Raw genomic sequence first — 17,142 nt, forward strand, 5'->3', positions numbered from 1 at the left:
CGTTAGTGCAGCAGCCCGCCAGGCGCGGCCATGGCTGTGGTGGCGGGCGCATCGGTCACGGCTTCGATCATGCCGGGCCAGCGCAGCGCGGCCGGCACCGCATGGGCCGCGGGATCGCCCCTGAGCAGCGCACCGACCACCGCGCAGGCGGCCTCGGTCACTGCCGGCGCGATCAGGAAGCCATGCCGGTACAGCCCGTTGACGCGCACCACGCGCGCGCGCTGGTCCACGCGGATCGCGGGCAGGTGGTCGGGGCGCGTCGGGCGGCGCTGCACGTTCAGTTCCAGCACGCGCGCCTCGCCGAAGGCGGGATGCAGCGAATGCGCCGCCGACAGCAGCTCCAGCGCGGAGCGCACGCTCATCGGCGACTCGTCCTCGCTTTCCAGCTCGGTGGCGCCGATCACGTACAGGTCGTTGGGCTTGGGCGCGATATAGATCGGATAGCGCGGATGCAGCAGCCGTACCGGCCGGTGCAGCTTGACGTCGGGGGCGTGCACGCGCACCACTTCGCCGCGCAGGCCACGCAGACCCGGCCGGGTGCCGCCGGGCTGCACAGGCCAGGCCGCGCGCGCGCCCAGGCCGCGGCAGTCCAGTACCACGTCGGCACGGATGCCGAGCTGGGGCAGCGAGCGGGCGTCGACTTCGCCGGCCTCCCAGACGCAATGCACGCCTTCGCTGACCGCGCACGACAGCAGCGCGCGCAGCGCGCCGCGGTTGTCGAGCTGGCCTTCGCCGGCCAGCAGCAGGCCCTGCGGGAAGCGGCCCGTGAGCGCGGGTTCGACCTCGCCCACGCCCTTCGCGTCGAGCGCGCACAGCCGCTGCGCCACCAGCTCCGGCGGTGCCACGGCACGCACGCGGCTGGTGAACAGCGACATCTCGGCGCGGTCGCGCGCATGCCAGACCACCAGCGTGCCGTCTTCCTGGAAGAAGACCGGCTCCGCCAACTCGGCCAGCCACGCGCGCCACAGGTCGACGCTGGCAATGCCCAGGTCGACGATGCGGCGCTCGGCAATGGCCGACTCGGCCAGCGGCGCCAGCATGGCGGCGGCCACATAGGCGGCCGAGCCCGCGCCGTCCGGGCCGGCCCGCTCCACCAGCGCCACGCGGGCGCCGCTGCGGACCAGTTGCCAGGCGGCCAGGCGGCCGGCAAGACCGGCCCCGAGGATGGCGACGTCAAACGACTGCACTGCTGTCATGAGGGGTGTTGTGCCGGACGCGCCATGCGGCCGCGTCCGGCCTCCTATGTCGGTGCCGCCGCGCGGGGCGCAGCGCGGCGGCGGATCATGCGCGGGCATGGGTTGCGAAGCCATGCCCGTACTGCCTGTCACTGCCTTACGAGTAGATCTTGCTGCCCTTCTTCAGGAACTCGATCGACTTCTCTTCCATGCCCTGCTGCGCTTCCTTGGGCAGCGATGCCGCATAGTCGCGCACTTCCTGCGTGATCTTCATCGAGCAGAACTTCGGCCCGCACATCGAGCAGAAGTGGGCGATCTTGGCGCCTTCGGCCGGCAGCGTGGCATCGTGGTACGAACGCGCGCGTTCCGGATCGAGGCCCAGGTTGAACTGGTCTTCCCAGCGGAACTCGAAGCGTGCCTTGGACAGTGCGTTGTCGCGCAGCTGCGCGCCCGGCCAGCCCTTGGCCAGGTCAGCGGCGTGGGCGGCGATCTTGTAGGTGATGATGCCTTCGCGCACATCTTCCTTGTCCGGCAGGCCCAGGTGCTCCTTGGGCGTGACGTAACACAACATGGCGGTGCCCATCCAGCCGATATTGGCCGCGCCGATGCCGCTGGTGATGTGGTCGTAGCCGGGAGCGATGTCCGTTACCAGCGGTCCCAGCGTATAGAACGGTGCCTCGTAGCAATGCTTGAGTTCTTCGTCCATGTTGGCCTGGATGCGCTGCAGCGGCACGTGGCCCGGGCCTTCGATCATCACCTGCACGTCGTGCTGCCACGCCTTGGCGGTCAGCTCGCCCAAAGTGCGCAGTTCGCCGAACTGGGCGTCGTCGTTGGAATCCGCGATGCAGCCCGGACGCAGGCCGTCGCCGAGGCTGAACGACACGTCATAGGCCTTCATGATCTCGCAGATCTCGTCGAAGTGCGTGTACAGGAAGTTTTCCTTGTGGTGCGCCAGGCACCACTTGGCCATGATCGAACCGCCGCGCGAAACGATGCCCGTGACACGGTCGGCGGTCAGCGGCACATAGCGCAGCAGCACGCCGGCGTGGATGGTGAAGTAGTCGACGCCCTGCTCGGCCTGCTCGATCAGCGTGTCGCGGAACATCTCCCAGGTCAGGTCCTCGGCGATGCCGCCGGTCTTGTCCAGCGCCTGGTAGATCGGCACCGTGCCGATGGGCACCGGCGAGTTGCGCAGGATCCATTCGCGGGTTTCGTGGATGTGCTTGCCGGTGGACAGGTCCATGATGGTGTCGGCGCCCCAGCGGATCGACCACACCATCTTTTCCACTTCCTCGGCCAGCGACGAGGTCACCGCCGAGTTGCCCAGGTTGCCGTTGATCTTGACGCGGAAATTGCGCCCGATCGCCATCGGCTCCAGCTCGGTGTGGTTGATGTTGGCGGGAATGATGGCGCGGCCCGAGGCAATCTCCTGGCGCACGAATTCCGGCGTGATGTCTTCCGGACGCAGCGGCAGGCCGGCACCGAGCGCGTTGCCGGGGTGCTGGCGCAGCAGCGCCTTGTATTCGGGCTTGTCGTACAGCGCCTGCAGGTTCAGCGATTCGCGCAGGGCCACGTATTCCATTTCCGGCGTGATGATGCCGCGGCGCGCATAGTGCATCTGCGACACATTGGCGCCGGCCTTGGCGCGGCGCGGGTTGGTCAGCTGGGCAAAGCGCAGGTGCGCGGTGGCGGGGTCGTTGGCACGGTCGCGGCCGTATTCCGACGACAGGCCGGACAGCACCTCGGTGTCGCCGCGCTCTTCGATCCACTTGGCGCGCAGCGCCGGCAGGCCGGCCTTCAGGTCGATATGCACGTCCGGGTCACTGTAGGGGCCCGAGGTGTCGTACACCGGGATCGGCGGATTGGGCATGTCGCCCTTCTCGGTGCGCGTCGAGGTCTGCAGGATGGTCCGCAGCGGTACGCGGATATCTGGGCGGCTGCCGGTCAGGTAGGTCTTGCTGGAAGCCGGATAGGCGAATTTCTGGTCGAGGTCGCTTTCAAGCGATTCGAAGGATGCAGCGGGGGCAGTACGGGCCATGGGTGTCGTCCTCTCTCTTGCGGGGGTGGACGAAACCAGGAGCCTTGTGAGCGCTGCCTGGGGCCTGAAGCCTGGGGCGGCGAGTCCCGGAGGGACTGGAGACTTGGTCTTGTGAAACTTCCCACGCCGGTACTAGCCGGATCGGGTTCGAAGGGACTCTCTCAGCCGCACGGCCCATCCGTACGGCACCCCTGTTTCATCCAACGGGGTGAATTTAAGCACAAGGTGCCGGCGGGCGCCAGTGCCAGTTCCCTGCCGATTGTGGTGCCACACCTGTGCGAAAAGGTATCGAATCGCGCATGCTGCGCCGCAAAATCGCCAACAAGGGGACGACCGTGCACTCAAACACCGGGTACGTGATCTACCATGCAAGCAAACGGCAAGCACCGATCCAGGAGACATCATGACCGACGCCGCCACGCACCGCGTTTTCAACCAGGTGCCGGATCTCGCCCACTACAACCTGTTTGGCTGCGACCGCGCCGTGCGCGCCGCGCTGGAACGCCTTGCCGGCGGCTGGCATGCCGACGCGCTCGGGCAGTTCGGCGCGCGGCTGGGCGAGCCTGAAGTGCAGCAATGGGCGGCCGACGCCAACCACTTCACGCCAGAACTGCACACCCACAGCCGCACCGGCGAGCGCATCGACGTAGTGGACTTTCACCCGAGCTGGCACGCGCTGCTGGGCCTGTTGCGCAGCCAGCAGCTTCAGGCCCTGCCCTTCGCGCAGCCGCGCGCGGGCGCATGGGCGGCGCGCACGGCTGGGTATTTCCTGCAGGCACAGGTGGAATCCGGCTCGCTGTGCCCGCCGACCATGACCTTTGCCAGCATCCCCGTGCTGCGCAAGGAAACGGCGCTGTTTGCCGAGCTGGAGCCGCGCCTGTATGCCACCGAGCATGATGCGCGCGACCTGCCGTGGCGCAGCAAGACCGCGATCATGATCGGCATGGGCATGACCGAGAAGCAGGGCGGATCGGACGTGCGCGCCAACACCACCGTGGCGCGCGCGGTGGGCGGCGAAGGCCGCGGCGCGGAATATGCGCTGACCGGCCACAAGTGGTTCTTCTCCGCGCCGATGTGCGATGCGCACCTGGTGGTCGCGCGCATGGGCGCCGAAGACGGCCCGCTGTCGTGCTTCTTCGTGCCGCGCTTTCGCGACGACGGCAGCAGGAACGCGGTGCAGATCCAGCGCCTGAAGGACAAGCTCGGCAACCGCTCCAACGCCAGCAGCGAGGTCGAGTTCCGCGATGCCACCGGCATCCTGATCGGCGAGGAAGGCCGCGGCATCCCCACCATCATCGAGATGGCCACCAGCACGCGGCTCGACTGCGTGATCGGCAGCGCCGCGATCCTGCGCGCGGCCTTTGTGCAGGCGCTGCACCATACGCGCCACCGCAGCGCCTTCGGACGCCTGCTGGCCGACCAGCCACTGATGCGCAATGTGCTGGCCGACCTGGCGCTGGAATCCGAAGCCGCCACGCTGCTGATGATGGAGCTGGGCCATGCCTTCGAGCATGCCGAGGACGATCCGCTCGCGGCGGCCTGGAAGCGCGTGGTCACGCCCGCGGCCAAGTTCTGGGTCTGCAAGCGCACGCTGGAAGCCACCGGCGAAGCGATGGAAGTCTGGGGCGGCAACGGTTACGTCGAAGAAGGCCCGATGGCGCGGCTGTATCGCGAGGCGCCGGTCAATTCGATCTGGGAAGGCTCGGGCAACATCATGTGCCTGGACGTGCTGCGCGCGATCCAGCGCAATCCGGACGATGCCGCGCGCTTGCTGCAGGACCTGTCGCGCCGCGCCGGCGGCCATCCGGCGGTGCGCGCGGAACTGGCCTCGCTGCAGGCATTGCTGCGCGAGCCCCCCGAACTGCTGGAAGCCAACGCGCGCCGCTTTGCGCAGGGACTGGTGCTGACCGCGCAGGCCGCGCTGATGCTGGCGCATGCCGATACCGAGAGTGCGGAGCTGTTCGTCGCCAGCCGGCTGGGGCGGCAGCATGGGCGCGTCTTCGGCACGCTGGATGCGGATGCCGATGTGCTCAAGCGGGTGTTCTCGCGCGGCTTCGAAGGCTAGGGCTCACACCTCCCGTCAAGCCTCCATCGATTCCAGCACGCGCAGCATCACGCGCGGCGCATAGCGGATCAGGTCGTGCGCGCGCTCGCCGATCATGATCGCGGGTGCATTGGTGTTGCCGCCGATCAGGGTCGGCATCACTGACGCGTCGACCACGCGCAGGCCCTCAACGCCGCGCACGCGCAGCTGCGGGTCCACCACCGCCATCGCATCCATGCCCATGCGGCAGGTACCGACCGGGTGATAGATGGTATCGGCGTGCTCGCGGATCAGCTCGCGCACGGCTGCATCGTCGCTGCCGTCGGCGCGCAGGCCGGCCGAATAGAGCTCGCGCCCGCCGAAGCATGCCAGTTGCGGCTGCGACAGGATGCTGCGCACGATGCGCACACCGGCCACCAGATCGCCCAGGTCGCGCATATCGCTCAGGTACTTCGGATCGATCAGCGGCGCACGCCGGATATCGGCCGAGGCCAGTCGCACCTCGCCACGGCTGCGCGGGCGCAGCAGGCAGACATGGCATCCATAGCCGTGGCCGGAGTTCAGCCGGCGCATGTGGTCGTCATCGATGCCGACCACGAAATGCAGCTGCAGGTCAGGCTCGGGCAGTTCCGGCCGGCTGCGCAGGAAGCCGCCCGCCTCGGCAAAATTGCTCGACAGCATGCCGGTGCGCTCGCGCCGGTAGCGCAGCATTTCGGACACCAGCCGCGCGAGGCCGCCGAACGACACCCCGAACAGCTCGGGCACGGCGGTGCGCTTGTGCAGCACGATGTCGAGATGGTCCTGCAGGTTGGCGCCCACGCCGGGCAGGTCGTGCACCACGCCGATGCCTTGCTCGCGCAGTAGCGCGGCAGGGCCGACCCCCGAAACCATCAGCAACTGCGGCGAGCCGAACGTGCCCGCGCACACGATCACGTCGCGGCGCGCGCGCAGCAGTTGCTGGCGGCCATCCCGCACCACCCGCACACCGGCTGCGTGGCGGCCCTCAAAGACAATGCGCAGCGCCTGCGTGTCGGTCAGCACGTGCAGCCGCGCACGGCCGCCATTGCAGGCGCGGTCGCGCACGTTGCCGCCGTGCAGGTAGGCGCGCGCGGCATTCCAGCGCTCGCCGGCATGTTGCGTGACCTGGTACCAGCCCACGCCTTCCTGCTCTTCGCCGTTGAAGTCGTCGTTGCGCGGAAAGCCGGCCTGCTGCGCGGCTTCGATAAAGCGTTCGGCAAAGGGGTTGGGGGTGCGCAGGTCGCTGACATGGAGCGGACCGTTGCCGCCGTGCAGCGGGTCGTCGTCGCTGCCGGCCAGGCGTTCATTGCATTCCGCGCGGCGGAAGTAAGGCAGCACGTCGTCCCATGACCAGCCGTCGCAGCCGGCGTCGGCCCAGGCGTCGTAGTCGGCGGGGCGGCCGCGGGTGTAGATCATGGCGTTGATCGAAGAACTGCCGCCCAGGCCGCGCCCGCGCGGCTGGTAGCCGCGGCGGCCGTTCAGGCCCGGCTGCGGCACCGTCTGGAAGCCATAGTTGCGGGCCCCGGCACGCGGCAGCAACGCGGCCATCCCGGCGGGTGTGCGTATCAGCACATGGTGATCGTGGTGCCCGGCCTCGACCAGCGCGATGGCGTCGTCGCCGCTGTCGGCAAGCCGCCCCGCCAGCGCACAGCCCGCCGAGCCCGCACCGACGATGACGTAGTCATAGGTGGTTTCCATCTGTCTCCCCGCGAGTCCGCAGGCGGCGCGCATGCGTGAGCCGGGCTGCGCCGGTGCGCCCGCCCTTGTCCGTCCAGCGGATGGCAAGCCGTGAGATTCAGTGTAGACGTTAGCCGGAGGGGTGGAGAAGGACGGCGGCAAGGCACGCGCGCAAGCACGTCGGACGGGCCGCGTGTGCTCGGGCGCAACCCGGCTGCGGCTGCTCCTGCGCTGGTCAGGACACCAGCATCGGCCGTCCGAGCATGCGCGACAGCACGGCCTCGGGCGAGTGGGTGTGGTCGGAAATCGCCTGCGGCGCCAGGTAGATGGTCTGCTCCATCATCGCGCGCCCGCGCATGGCGGCATGCAGCAACTGGTCGCTGAAGACGATCCAGGTCGAACCCGGCGGGAACTGGAATTCCTGCTGCGGCACGTTGGCCTGGTAATCCAGGTCGGCCTTGGCCAGGTCGTGCAGCTGCAGCATGCGGTGATCGTATTCCGAGCGCTTGCGCTTGGTGATATGCAGCAGCTTCATCAGCGACGCCTGCCCCGGCCACATGCCATGGGTCTTGGGCACGAACTTCCGTGCAAAATCGCCGAACGGCTCGCCCACGCGCCACACGCGCGGTGCGGCCGGGTCGATATTGTGGAACACGCGCAACAGGCGCTTGCCCAGCATCGGGTTGGACGGGAACGAGTCCACGTGCAGGCGGGTATCGTCCTTGCGCCAGCTGACCGGGCGCCCGGCGATCTCGCTGGGCCGCAGCGACGTGCCGGCGCGCGTCATGTGCGGGGTATATTCCGGGAACAGCGTGCTCACCAGCGCCTCGCTGTTGTCGGCGTAGCGGCGGATCAGCGTGTACAGGTCCGCCAGGTCCTGCGGGCTGCCCTGCGCACCGCGCACCGCGGTGTCGTCGGCGCGCAGGTTGATGTTCTTGGACTTGCCGTCCGAATAGCGACTGTCCAGGAAGCGCTCTTCGCCCGGCTGGAAGCGGAAATTCAGGTGCGGGAAGTACAGCACGGCTCCCTGCTCCAGTTCGCGGCGCAGCGTGGCACGTTCTTCGGCCGTGACCTGGGGAGCCCAGTCCGTATAGGGCTGCGGACGGATCAGGTTGAGTTGGCCGGCGGCGCCAGGCTGGGCTGAGGTCGACGGGGCAAGGACAGGCGCTTCGGACATGGCATCCTCTGGAAACGGTCACCAGTGTTTGGGGTCGGCCGCCGGCGTGGCGGCTGGGAATGGCGGGATTTTACTCCCTGCCGCCAGCCGTGGCGCCGGCGTCACGCGGCGACTGGACCAGGATCAAACCCGCATGAAAAAACCCCGCGGGCCCTTGCGGGCCGGCGGGGCTTGCCGTCAGTGCAGCTGGCGCGGGTGGCGCTTACAGGCCGGCCGCGGCGCGCAGAACAGCTGCCTTGTCGGTGGCTTCCCACGAGAATTCCGGCTCTTCGCGGCCGAAGTGGCCGTAGGCGGCGGTCTTCTCGTAGATCGGGCGCAGCAGGTCCAGCATCTGCACGATGCCCTTCGGGCGCAGGTCGAAATGCTCCTGCACCAGTTCGGCGATCTTGGCGTCGGGAATCTTGCCGGTGCCTTCGGTGTAGACCGTCACGTTGATCGGGCGGGCCACGCCGATGGCATAGCTGACCTGCACCTGGCACTGGCGCGCCAGGCCCGAGGCCACCACGTTCTTGGCCACATAGCGCGCGGCGTAGGCGGCCGAGCGGTCGACCTTGGACGGATCCTTGCCCGAGAACGCGCCGCCACCATGGGGCGAGGCGCCGCCGTAGGTGTCGACGATGATCTTGCGCCCGGTCAGGCCGCAGTCGCCCTGCGGGCCGCCGATGACGAAGCGCCCGGTCGGGTTCACCAGGTACTTGGTTTCCTTGAGCATCTCGGCCGGCAGCACCGGCTTGATGATCTCTTCGATCACGGCTTCGCGGATCTGGGCCTGGGTGATGTCGGGCGAATGCTGGGTCGACAGCACCACGGTGTCCACGCTGTGCGGCTTGCCGTCTACATAGCGCACCGTGACCTGCGACTTGGCGTCCGGGCGCAGCCAGGGCAGGCGGCCGTCGCGGCGCAGCAGCGACTGGCGCTCGACCAGGCGGTGGGCGTAGTAGATCGGGAACGGCATCAGTTCCGGGGTCTCGTCGCAGGCGTAGCCGAACATCAGGCCCTGGTCGCCGGCACCCTGGTTCAGGTAGTCGTCGGAGGCGCGGTCCACGCCCTGGGCGATGTCGGGCGACTGCTTGTCATAAGCCACCAGCACGGCGCAGCCCTTGTAGTCGATGCCGTATTCGGTGTTGTCGTATCCGATGCGCTTGATGGTGTCGCGCGCGATCTGGATGTAGTCGACATTGGCGGTCGTGGTGATTTCCCCGGCCAGCACCACCAGACCGGTGTTGCAGAGCGTCTCAGCTGCCACACGCGCATACTTGTCCTGGGCCAGGATGGCGTCCAGGACGGCGTCGGAAATCTGGTCAGCGACCTTGTCGGGATGGCCTTCGGAGACGGATTCCGAAGTAAAAAGGAAGTCGTTTGCCACGAACTTATTCTCCAGGTTGGCTATTGCGTGCCAGCCTGTTCGGTTCATGGCGGCGACGCTTTAGCGGTATTTCAGGCAGCCCGGTTTGAGCCGCATCGCCCCGCAAGTTGTCAGTTAACTCGGCGATACACGCTATTATACGCGCCTGCCGGCTTCGTTGCAGCGCGCCATTGGTGCGGTACAACACTTGCCGGCACGCCGGGGCGCTGTGCCCGTGCTGGTCCCTGTTGACGGCACGCGGCGTGCGGAACTGAATACCGCATCGAAAAAAACGCCTGCTTGCCCGTCTGTTCCCGGCACGGACCTGCGACAGACCTGTTTTTCGCGCCTGATGACCTTTTTATTCTGGCTGATCTCCCGATTCCCCCTGCGGCTGCTGCAAGCCGTGGGCGGCGCCATCGGCCTGCTGATTGCGCGCCTGCCCGGCCGCTATGGCCAGCGCCTGCGGGAAAACTTCCGACTGGCCTTCCCGGATGCCACCGAGGCGATGATCGACGAGGCCGCCCGCTCGACCGGGCGCATGATCATCGAGATGCCTTACTTCTGGAGCCGCAGCAGGATCGGCGCAAAGCTGTACGGCTTTGACGACTACCTGTGGCCCGAGCTCGGGAAGCTGCAGGCGCGCGGCAAGGGCATCATCATCCTGACCCCGCACCTGGGCTGCTTTGAAGTGCTGCCGCAGTCCCACGCACTGCATCGCCCGGTCACCGCGCTGTTCAAGCCGCCGCACCAGCCCTGGCTGCGCGAGTGGATCGAAACAATGCGCACTCGCCCCAATATGCATATGGCGCCGGCCACGCCGCGCGGCGTGCGCATGCTGGTGAAGGCGCTCAAGCGCGGCCAGGCGGTGGGCATCCTGCCCGACCAGGTGCCCAGCGGCGGCGAAGGCAACTGGGCGCCGTTCTTCGGCAAGCCCGCCTATACGATGGCGCTGGTGCACCGGCTGCAGCAGCTGACCGGCGCGCCGGTGGTGGCGGTCTTTGCCGAGCGCCTGCCGCGCGGCGCCGGCTATCGCGGCCATCTGCGCGTGATCAACGACGGCGGCATGCTGCCGGACGATCCCGCCGCCGCCGCCGCTGCCATCAACCGGACCATCGAAGAACTGGTAAGCCTGTCCCCCACCCAATACCTGTGGGGCTACAACCGCTACAAGCAACCCGCCGGAGCGGGCACCCCGGATGCGCCAGGCACCCCGGGCAACCATACCGAGCCGGCCACTGATCAATCGATTTCATGAGCCGCGTGTTCACCTGGCTCGGCATCGGCCTGCTGACGGTGCTGGGCAAATTGCCATATCCCTTCGTCGCGCGCTTCGGCGAGGCGCTCGGCGGCCTGCTGTACCGTTTGCCCAGCGAACGGCGCCGCGTGGTGCAGGCCAACCTGCGCCTGTGCTTCCCGGAGCGCACCGAGGCCGAGATCGACGCGTTGTCGCGCCAGAGCTTCCGCATCCTGTTCCGCAGCTTTGCCGAGCGCGGCATCTTCTGGACCGGCAGCGAGGCACAGATGCGCCGCTGGGTGCAGATCGATGACGAGGCTGACCTGGTGGCGCTGGACGGCACCCCGCATATCCTGGTGACGCTGCACCTGTCGGGCGTGGAAGCTGGCGCGATCCGGCTCACCATCCACCTGCGCGAGCATGTCGGCCGCTCCGGCGCCTCGCTCTACACGAGACAGAAGAACGCCCTGTTCGACGGCTTCCTGAAGCACGCCCGCGGGCGTTTCGGCGCCAACATGATCTCGCGCAACGACAGCGCACGCGACATCCTGCGCTGCCTGAAGAAGGGCGAGGCGATGCAGCTGATCGCCGACATGGACTTCGGCGAGCGCGATTCGGAGTTCGTGCCGTTCTTCGGCGCGCAGGCGCTGACGCTGACGTCGGTATCGCGGCTGGCGCGGCTGACCGGGGCCAAGGTGGTGCCGATCTACACCGAGATGCTGCCCGACTACCAGGGCTATGTGCTGCGCGTGCTGCCGGCCTGGGAGCACTACCCGGGCGCGAGCGTGACTGAAGACACGCGCCGCATGAATGCCTTTTTCGAGGACTGCATCCGCCCGCGCGTGCCCGAGTACTACTGGGTGCACAAGCGCTTCAAGAACCGCATGCCGGGCGAGCCCGCGATCTACTGAGCGCGTCCGGCACGTCCAACGCATCCGGCGCCCCGCAGCTACAATCCCCACCATGAAACTCCAGTTCACCAAGATGCACGGCGCCGGCAACGACTTTGTCGTGCTCGACGGCATCCACCAGCAGATCGACCTGACCCCGGCGCAGTGGCGTGCCCTTGCCAGCCGGCATTTCGGCGTGGGCGCGGACCAGATCCTGATCGTCGAGAAACCGACCCGCGCGGACGTCGACTTCCGCTACCGCATCGTCAATGCCGACGGCAGCGAGGTGGAGCACTGCGGCAACGGCGCCCGGTGCTTCGTGCGCTTTGTCACGGACAAGGGCATGACCGACAAGCGCTCGGTGCGCGTGGAGGTGATGAACGGCGTGATCACGCTGACGCTGCAGGACGATGGCCAGGTCACGGTGGACATGGGCGCGCCAGAGCTGGAACCGGCGCGCGTGCCGTTCCGCGCACAGGGCCTGCCGACCCGCGCCGAAGCCGCCGACACGCTGTACGGCCTGGAGGTCAACGGCCGCACCGAATGGATCTCGGCGGTGTCGATGGGCAACCCGCACGCGGTGCAGGTGGTCGACGACGTGGAAAACTTCCCGGTCCTGCAGGACGGTCCGGTGGTGGAATACCACCCCGCCTTCCCGAACCGCGTCAACGCCGGCTTCATGCAGATCGAAAATCGCCACGCCATTCGCCTGCGCGTCTACGAGCGCGGCGCGGGCGAGACCCTGGCCTGCGGCACCGGCGCCTGCGCGGCCGTGGTGGCCGGCATCCGGCGCGGCCTGCTGGATTCGCCGGTGCAGGTCCACACCCATGGCGGCGAGCTGAACATTGCCTGGGACGGCGGCGCTGAATCGGTGCGCATGACCGGCCCGGCCACCACCGTGTTCGAAGGCAGCATTGACCTGGCGGCCCTGCCGGCCTGACCATACGGGCTGCGCGCCCCTTTCCGCACTCCCGGCGTCCCTTGCAACGGAGTCCTGGCGGGGGCGCCCACTCCCTTGATCCTGCAGGTCAGACCGATTGGAGCGCCCATGCCGCTGGACGATTTCCGCATCACCTCGGGCAAGCAATTCCGCCTTGCCGACTTCGACCCGGGCAGCAAGCCGCTGTCCTGCGGCAAGAAAGAGGAAGACCTTGCCCGCATCGTCGAACTGAGCAACGCCCTGGACGCGCAGCAGGACATCTTCTATGCCGAGCACCGCCGCAAGCTGCTGGTTGTGCTGCAGGGCATGGATACCAGCGGCAAGGACGGCACCGTGCGCGGCGTGTTCCGCAGCTTCGATCCGTTGGGCATCCGCGTGGTCGGCTTCAAGGCCCCGACGCCGGAGGAACTGGCGCGCGACTACCTGTGGCGTGTCCACCTGCAGGTGCCGAAGGCGGGCGAGATCGTGGTCTTCAACCGCAGCCACTATGAAGACGTGCTGATCACGCGCGTGCACGACTGGATCGACGCCGCCGAATGCGAGCGGCGCTTCCGCCAGATCCGGGACTTCGAGGCCATGCTGACCGAGACCGGCACCACCATCGTCAAGTGCTTCCTGCATATTTCCCGCGACGAGCAGAAGGCGCGGCTCGAAGCACGCCTGGCCGACCCGCAGAAGCACTGGAAATTCGACACCACCGACCTGACCGAGCGCAAGCACTGGAAGGCCTACGCGGATGCCTACGAGGCCGCCATCATGGCGACCAGCACGCCCGAATGCCCGTGGTATGTGGTGCCGGCCGATTCCAAGACGCACCGCAACCTGATGGTGGCCGAGATCCTGACCCGGGTCTTCGCGGACCTGAAGCCGGCCTATCCGCCGGCGCGGCCGGAACTGGCCAAGCTCAAGGTCGACTGAGTTCCGCGCGCCTCAGCCGCCCTCAGCTACCATTGCCGCGGTGCACGTCGTGCGTGACGAAGGGGTGCTCGAGGCTGGGCATCGCCAGCCATTGCGGATGGCGCAGGGTCTGGCGGATATCTTCCAGTCCGCTGGTCCAGTGCTCATGCATGGTCAGCGGGCCGAACTGGTAGTCCTTGGCCAGGCTCTCGAACGACTTGTCGCGGTAGATCAGCTGGATCACGTTGCGGCGCGCATCGCACGAGTGCTCGGCCGCGCGGCGGTACCAGTCGTTGTCGCGCTTTGACTGCGGCACCAGCGCCATCACCTCGTTGAGCATGCGGCGCAGGTTCTGCTGCTCGCGCATATAGTCGGTAATGGCCCGCGTGCGGCTGGAATACTGGATGTCCTTCTGGCGCTCGGCCACGTCGACCAGGTTGTGCGGCAGCTTGCCGCGCGCGCTCCACAGGTCGACCTGGAAGATCAGCGCATCGCGCCGCGGCTGCGCCGTCAGCACCTCGGCCAGCGGCGTGTTCGACACCAGCCCGCCGTCCCAGTAGTACTCGCCATCGATTTCCACCGCCCCAAACCCCGGCGGCAGCGCGCCCGAGGCCATGAAGTGCTCGGGGCGGAGCTTGTCGCGGGTATTGTCGAAGTAAGCGAAATTGCCGGTACGCACATTGACCGCACCGACCGAGACGCGCATCAGGTCGGGACGGTGGTTGATCAGGTCGAAGTCGGCAAAACGCTCCAGTGTCGCCTTCAGCGGCGTGGTGTCGTAGAAACTGGCGCGGGTCGGGTCTTCGTAGCGCGACATCAGCTCCGGCCAGCTGCGTGGCTGGAAGAAGCCGCGCTGGCCTTCGAACATCGCGCGCGCCGCATACAGGCCATCGAACCAGATCCGCATCGGCTCGGGCCAGCTTTCGGCCTGGTCGGCAAACCACGTGTGCGACGGGCTTGGCAGCCACGGCTGCGCGCAGATGTACTCCCAGAACGCCCGCAGCTGCTCCACCCGGCGTTGCGGCGGATTGCCGGCAATGATGGCCGCGTTCAGCGCACCGATGGATATGCCCGCGACCCAGTTCGGGTAGATGCCGCCTTCAGCGAGGCCCTGGTACACGCCGGCCTGGTAGGCGCCAAGTGCGCCCCCGCCCTGCAGCACCAGCGCGCGCACGGCATAGGCCTCGTGCGCCGGCCGGTCCGGGGCCTTGGCGGCCTGGCGCACCGGCTTGCGCGGGTGCGCCTGCGCGCCGCGCTCGGCCAGCGACTCGCCGTTGCCGGCCGATTCCGCGGTTGTGGATGGCGTTGCCGCCTGCCGCCCTGCCCGTTCCTGCCGCTCTTTTGCCGCCACGCCGCGCTTCCTCCCAGTCTGAAACTCAGCCGTCTGTCCGCTGCACGCCGAAATTGTGGAATGGGCGCTGGCCGGCAGCGCCCGCCGTCTTCAACGGGTTCAGACGCCGTAGCGCTGACGATAGGCCGCCACGGCCTCGCGCGAAGCTCCCAGCGCCGGGTCCTGCGAGGCATCGAGATAGGCCAGCAGGTCTTTCAGGCTGGCGATCGCGATCACCGGGATGCCGAATTCGCGCTGCACGTCCTGCACGGCGGAATGCGTGCCGACCTGCTCGGCGGTGCCGCTCTTTTCCATGCGGTCCAGCGCGATCAGCACCGCAGCGGGCTCGGCGCCGGCGGCGCGGATCATGTTCACGGATTCGCGCACGGAGGTGCCGGCGGAAATCACGTCATCGATGATGACCACCTTGCCCTGCAGCTTTGCCCCGACCAGGGTGCCGCCTTCGCCGTGATCCTTGGCTTCCTTGCGGTTGTAGGCGAAGCCGACGTCACGTCCCATGCCCGCCAGCGCCACCGCGGTGGCCGACGCCAGCGTGATGCCTTTGTAGGCCGGTCCGAACAGCACGTCGAACTGCACGCCCGAGGCCAGCAGGGTTTTGGCATAGAATTGCGCCACCTGGCCCAGCATCGCGCCCTGGTTGAACAGGCCGGCGTTGAAGAAGTACGGCGATTTGCGGCCGGCCTTGGTGACGAACTCGCCAAACGACAGCACGCCGGCATCGAGCGCAAAGCGGATAAAGGTCTGGCTGAGATCGGTACCCGCGGGCGGATTCTGCTGCGTCATCATTTCTCTCTGAATTCAAAATTTCCCCGAATGTTACGGATTATCAGCGCCAACCTCAACGGCATCCGCTCCGCGTCGAAGAAAGGCTTTTTCGACTGGATGGGCAAGCAGGACGCAGACATGGTCTGCGTGCAGGAACTGAAGGCGCAGGCCGCCGACATGACGGAAGCGTTCCTTGCGCCACATGGCTATCACGGCTATTTCCACTACGCCGAGAAGAAGGGATATAGCGGCGTAGGGCTGTACACACGCCACAAGCCCGAGCGCGTGATCACGGGCTTCGGCATCCCCGAGTTCGACAACGAAGGCCGCTATGTGGAAGTGCAGTACCCGCACCTGGCGGTCATCTCGGTGTACGTGCCGTCCGGCTCCAGCGGCGAAGAACGCCAGCAGGCCAAATTCCGCTTCATGGAGGCCTTCCTGCCGCACCTGCTGCAGATAAAGGCCTCCGGGCGCGAGATCGTGCTGTGCGGCGACGTCAACATCGCGCACAAGGAAATCGACATCAAGAACTGGAAGGGCAACCTGAAAAACTCGGGCTTCCTGCCGGAAGAGCGCGCCTGGATCGGCGAGCTGTTCGACACCCATGGCTATGTCGACGTATTCCGCAAGCTGGATCCGCGCCCCGAGCAGTACACCTGGTGGAGCAATCGCGGCCAGGCCTACGCCAAGAACGTCGGCTGGCGCATCGACTACCACCTGGCCACGCCGAAGATCGCCGACACCGCGCACCTGTGCTCGATCTACAAGGACGAGAAGTTCAGCGACCACGCGCCGCTGTCGATCGACTACGACTTCCCGCTCTGAGTCACGCGCCTACGCCGCCCGGACCTCTTCAAGCAGTTCCGGGTGGCGGTCCAGCAGCTTGAGCAGCTTCACCAGCGCCAGCGGCGGCTTGGTCCGCCCGGTCTCGTAGCGCGAGAAGGCATTGACCCCGCCGCCGAAGATCTCGGCGGCCTCGCGCTGGTCGAGGCGGAGTTTCTTGCGCACGCCAGTGATGTAGGAAGGCTCGATAAATGCGGCGTTGACCTGGCGGTTGAACGCGTTCATCAGCTTCATGATGCGGTCGCTTTCGTGCCAGTCGGTCACGGATTCGCCACATGCCGGGCAGAACTCGCCGCGCACGGATTCCAGGACCGTGGTTTCGCCACGGTAGGTGTAGGGGACATCGCGCACGTCGGCCACCAGTTCAGCCGCGCCGCACACGGGGCATTTCATTTTGCTCAGCTCCTTTCATCGTGCCTTGAACGACACGATCAGCAGGTCTTCAGTCACGGTCAGTTTCAGGTACACCCCGCCGTACGGTGTCACCGGGCGATAGACGTCCTGCCACACGGTGTGGTCGGCGTAGGCCGTCATGCTCTTGTAGAAGTCGGCACCGCTCAGGCCCGCGACCACCTGCGCCAGCCCGGCCATGTCGAAGCCGAGTGCCGTGGCGCCGTCGCGCGCGCATCGGGTCACGCGCACCCGCCTTGCTCCAATCAACTCCCTGACCCGCCAGAGCGGGTAATGCGCGGTCCCCTTTTCCATGGAAATTAACCTACTTGGTTATATCCTGCAAGCCTGGAAC

General features: G+C 67.3%; 15 protein-coding genes and 1 riboswitch. Of the genes, 6 read left to right on the forward strand and 9 right to left on the reverse strand.

Translation table 11 applies throughout. The features are described from left to right. Window positions 1–2 precede the first annotated feature (2 nt). The gene (locus ACZ5MJ_RS16945) at window positions 3–1,196 is read right to left on the reverse strand and encodes an FAD-dependent oxidoreductase (protein WP_464220899.1); all 1,194 of its coding nucleotides are present in this window, start codon (window positions 1,194–1,196) and stop codon (window positions 3–5) included. A gap of 136 nt (window positions 1,197–1,332) precedes the next feature. Further along, entirely contained in the window at window positions 1,333–3,213 is a 1,881-nt protein-coding gene (gene thiC / locus ACZ5MJ_RS16950) for a phosphomethylpyrimidine synthase ThiC (protein WP_464220901.1), read from the reverse strand. A 101-nt stretch (window positions 3,214–3,314) separates the two neighbouring features. Further along, window positions 3,315–3,416: riboswitch (TPP riboswitch) on the reverse strand. A gap of 200 nt (window positions 3,417–3,616) precedes the next feature. Here thiC and ACZ5MJ_RS16955 point away from each other — a divergent pair. Then, entirely contained in the window at window positions 3,617–5,278 is a 1,662-nt protein-coding gene (locus ACZ5MJ_RS16955) for an acyl-CoA dehydrogenase family protein (RefSeq protein WP_464220903.1), read from the forward strand. Between the two features lie 15 nt (window positions 5,279–5,293). Here the strand turns inward: ACZ5MJ_RS16955 and ACZ5MJ_RS16960 are convergent, their stop codons facing one another. The 3 genes from ACZ5MJ_RS16960 to metK form a co-directional block, all read right to left on the reverse strand. After that, window positions 5,294–6,973 (reverse strand): GMC family oxidoreductase, encoded by a 1,680-nt coding sequence (locus ACZ5MJ_RS16960; RefSeq protein WP_464220905.1) that lies wholly within the window; start codon window positions 6,971–6,973, stop codon window positions 5,294–5,296. A gap of 214 nt (window positions 6,974–7,187) precedes the next feature. Next, a complete protein-coding gene (locus ACZ5MJ_RS16965; RefSeq protein WP_464220907.1) occupies window positions 7,188–8,129 on the reverse strand; it encodes a Kdo hydroxylase family protein in 942 nt (313 codons plus the stop codon). Between the two features lie 202 nt (window positions 8,130–8,331). After that, window positions 8,332–9,495, reverse strand: coding sequence for a methionine adenosyltransferase (metK, locus tag ACZ5MJ_RS16970; RefSeq protein ID WP_464220909.1), 1,164 nt, complete (start codon window positions 9,493–9,495; stop codon window positions 8,332–8,334). Between the two features lie 331 nt (window positions 9,496–9,826). Between metK and ACZ5MJ_RS16975 the strand changes: the two genes are divergently transcribed. From ACZ5MJ_RS16975 to ACZ5MJ_RS16990, 4 genes are all read left to right on the forward strand, one after another. Continuing rightward, window positions 9,827–10,732: a lysophospholipid acyltransferase family protein gene (locus tag ACZ5MJ_RS16975; protein WP_464220911.1), complete on the forward strand. Its 906-nt coding sequence runs from the start codon at window positions 9,827–9,829 to the stop codon at window positions 10,730–10,732. After that, window positions 10,729–11,622: a lipid A biosynthesis lauroyl acyltransferase gene (locus ACZ5MJ_RS16980; RefSeq protein ID WP_464220912.1), complete on the forward strand. Its 894-nt coding sequence runs from the start codon at window positions 10,729–10,731 to the stop codon at window positions 11,620–11,622. Before ACZ5MJ_RS16975 ends, ACZ5MJ_RS16980 begins: the two co-directional genes overlap by 4 nt. 52 nt (window positions 11,623–11,674) lie before the next feature. Then, complete coding sequence (gene dapF / locus ACZ5MJ_RS16985; protein WP_464220914.1) at window positions 11,675–12,541, forward strand: diaminopimelate epimerase; 867 nt, start codon at window positions 11,675–11,677, stop codon at window positions 12,539–12,541. A gap of 108 nt (window positions 12,542–12,649) precedes the next feature. Continuing rightward, entirely contained in the window at window positions 12,650–13,459 is an 810-nt protein-coding gene (locus ACZ5MJ_RS16990; RefSeq protein ID WP_464220916.1) for a polyphosphate kinase 2 family protein, read from the forward strand. 22 nt (window positions 13,460–13,481) lie between these two features. Here ACZ5MJ_RS16990 and ACZ5MJ_RS16995 read toward each other — a convergent pair whose 3' ends face one another. Further along, complete coding sequence (locus ACZ5MJ_RS16995; RefSeq protein WP_464220918.1) at window positions 13,482–14,789, reverse strand: patatin-like phospholipase family protein; 1,308 nt, start codon at window positions 14,787–14,789, stop codon at window positions 13,482–13,484. A gap of 99 nt (window positions 14,790–14,888) precedes the next feature. Then, window positions 14,889–15,575: an orotate phosphoribosyltransferase gene (pyrE, locus tag ACZ5MJ_RS17000; RefSeq protein ID WP_106061998.1), complete on the reverse strand. Its 687-nt coding sequence runs from the start codon at window positions 15,573–15,575 to the stop codon at window positions 14,889–14,891. 27 nt (window positions 15,576–15,602) lie between these two features. Here pyrE and ACZ5MJ_RS17005 point away from each other — a divergent pair, with 27 nt between their 5' ends. Next, a complete protein-coding gene (locus ACZ5MJ_RS17005) occupies window positions 15,603–16,379 on the forward strand; it encodes an exodeoxyribonuclease III (protein WP_464220920.1) in 777 nt (258 codons plus the stop codon). A 9-nt stretch (window positions 16,380–16,388) separates the two neighbouring features. Here ACZ5MJ_RS17005 and ACZ5MJ_RS17010 read toward each other — a convergent pair whose 3' ends face one another. Both ACZ5MJ_RS17010 and ACZ5MJ_RS17015 read right to left on the reverse strand, forming a co-directional pair. Further along, window positions 16,389–16,790: a type II toxin-antitoxin system MqsA family antitoxin gene (locus ACZ5MJ_RS17010; protein ID WP_464220922.1), complete on the reverse strand. Its 402-nt coding sequence runs from the start codon at window positions 16,788–16,790 to the stop codon at window positions 16,389–16,391. A gap of 15 nt (window positions 16,791–16,805) precedes the next feature. Further along, on the reverse strand, window positions 16,806–17,102 hold the full coding sequence (locus tag ACZ5MJ_RS17015; protein ID WP_464220924.1) for a type II toxin-antitoxin system MqsR family toxin: 297 nt from the start codon (window positions 17,100–17,102) through the stop codon (window positions 16,806–16,808). Between the last annotated feature and the right edge of the window lie 40 nt (window positions 17,103–17,142).

Source organism: Cupriavidus sp. LA-1 (genome assembly GCF_055385985.1).

Excerpts from the sequence above, each read along its gene's own strand:
- ACZ5MJ_RS16990 (WP_464220916.1), top strand. The coding sequence starts at position 12,650 with ATGCCGCTGGACGATTTCCGCATCACCTCGGGCAAGCAATTCCGCCTT.
- ACZ5MJ_RS16965 (WP_464220907.1), bottom strand. The coding sequence starts at position 8,129 with ATGTCCGAAGCGCCTGTCCTTGCCCCGTCGACCTCAGCCCAGCCTGGC.
- dapF (WP_464220914.1), top strand. The coding sequence starts at position 11,675 with ATGAAACTCCAGTTCACCAAGATGCACGGCGCCGGCAACGACTTTGTC.
- ACZ5MJ_RS16975 (WP_464220911.1), top strand. The coding sequence starts at position 9,827 with ATGACCTTTTTATTCTGGCTGATCTCCCGATTCCCCCTGCGGCTGCTG.
- ACZ5MJ_RS16945 (WP_464220899.1), bottom strand. The coding sequence starts at position 1,196 with ATGACAGCAGTGCAGTCGTTTGACGTCGCCATCCTCGGGGCCGGTCTT.
- ACZ5MJ_RS16980 (WP_464220912.1), top strand. The coding sequence starts at position 10,729 with ATGAGCCGCGTGTTCACCTGGCTCGGCATCGGCCTGCTGACGGTGCTG.
- ACZ5MJ_RS16955 (WP_464220903.1), top strand. The coding sequence starts at position 3,617 with ATGACCGACGCCGCCACGCACCGCGTTTTCAACCAGGTGCCGGATCTC.
- ACZ5MJ_RS17010 (WP_464220922.1), bottom strand. The coding sequence starts at position 16,790 with ATGAAATGCCCCGTGTGCGGCGCGGCTGAACTGGTGGCCGACGTGCGC.
- thiC (WP_464220901.1), bottom strand. The coding sequence starts at position 3,213 with ATGGCCCGTACTGCCCCCGCTGCATCCTTCGAATCGCTTGAAAGCGAC.
- ACZ5MJ_RS17005 (WP_464220920.1), top strand. The coding sequence starts at position 15,603 with ATGTTACGGATTATCAGCGCCAACCTCAACGGCATCCGCTCCGCGTCG.
- ACZ5MJ_RS17015 (WP_464220924.1), bottom strand. The coding sequence starts at position 17,102 with ATGGAAAAGGGGACCGCGCATTACCCGCTCTGGCGGGTCAGGGAGTTG.
- pyrE (WP_106061998.1), bottom strand. The coding sequence starts at position 15,575 with ATGATGACGCAGCAGAATCCGCCCGCGGGTACCGATCTCAGCCAGACC.
- ACZ5MJ_RS16960 (WP_464220905.1), bottom strand. The coding sequence starts at position 6,973 with ATGGAAACCACCTATGACTACGTCATCGTCGGTGCGGGCTCGGCGGGC.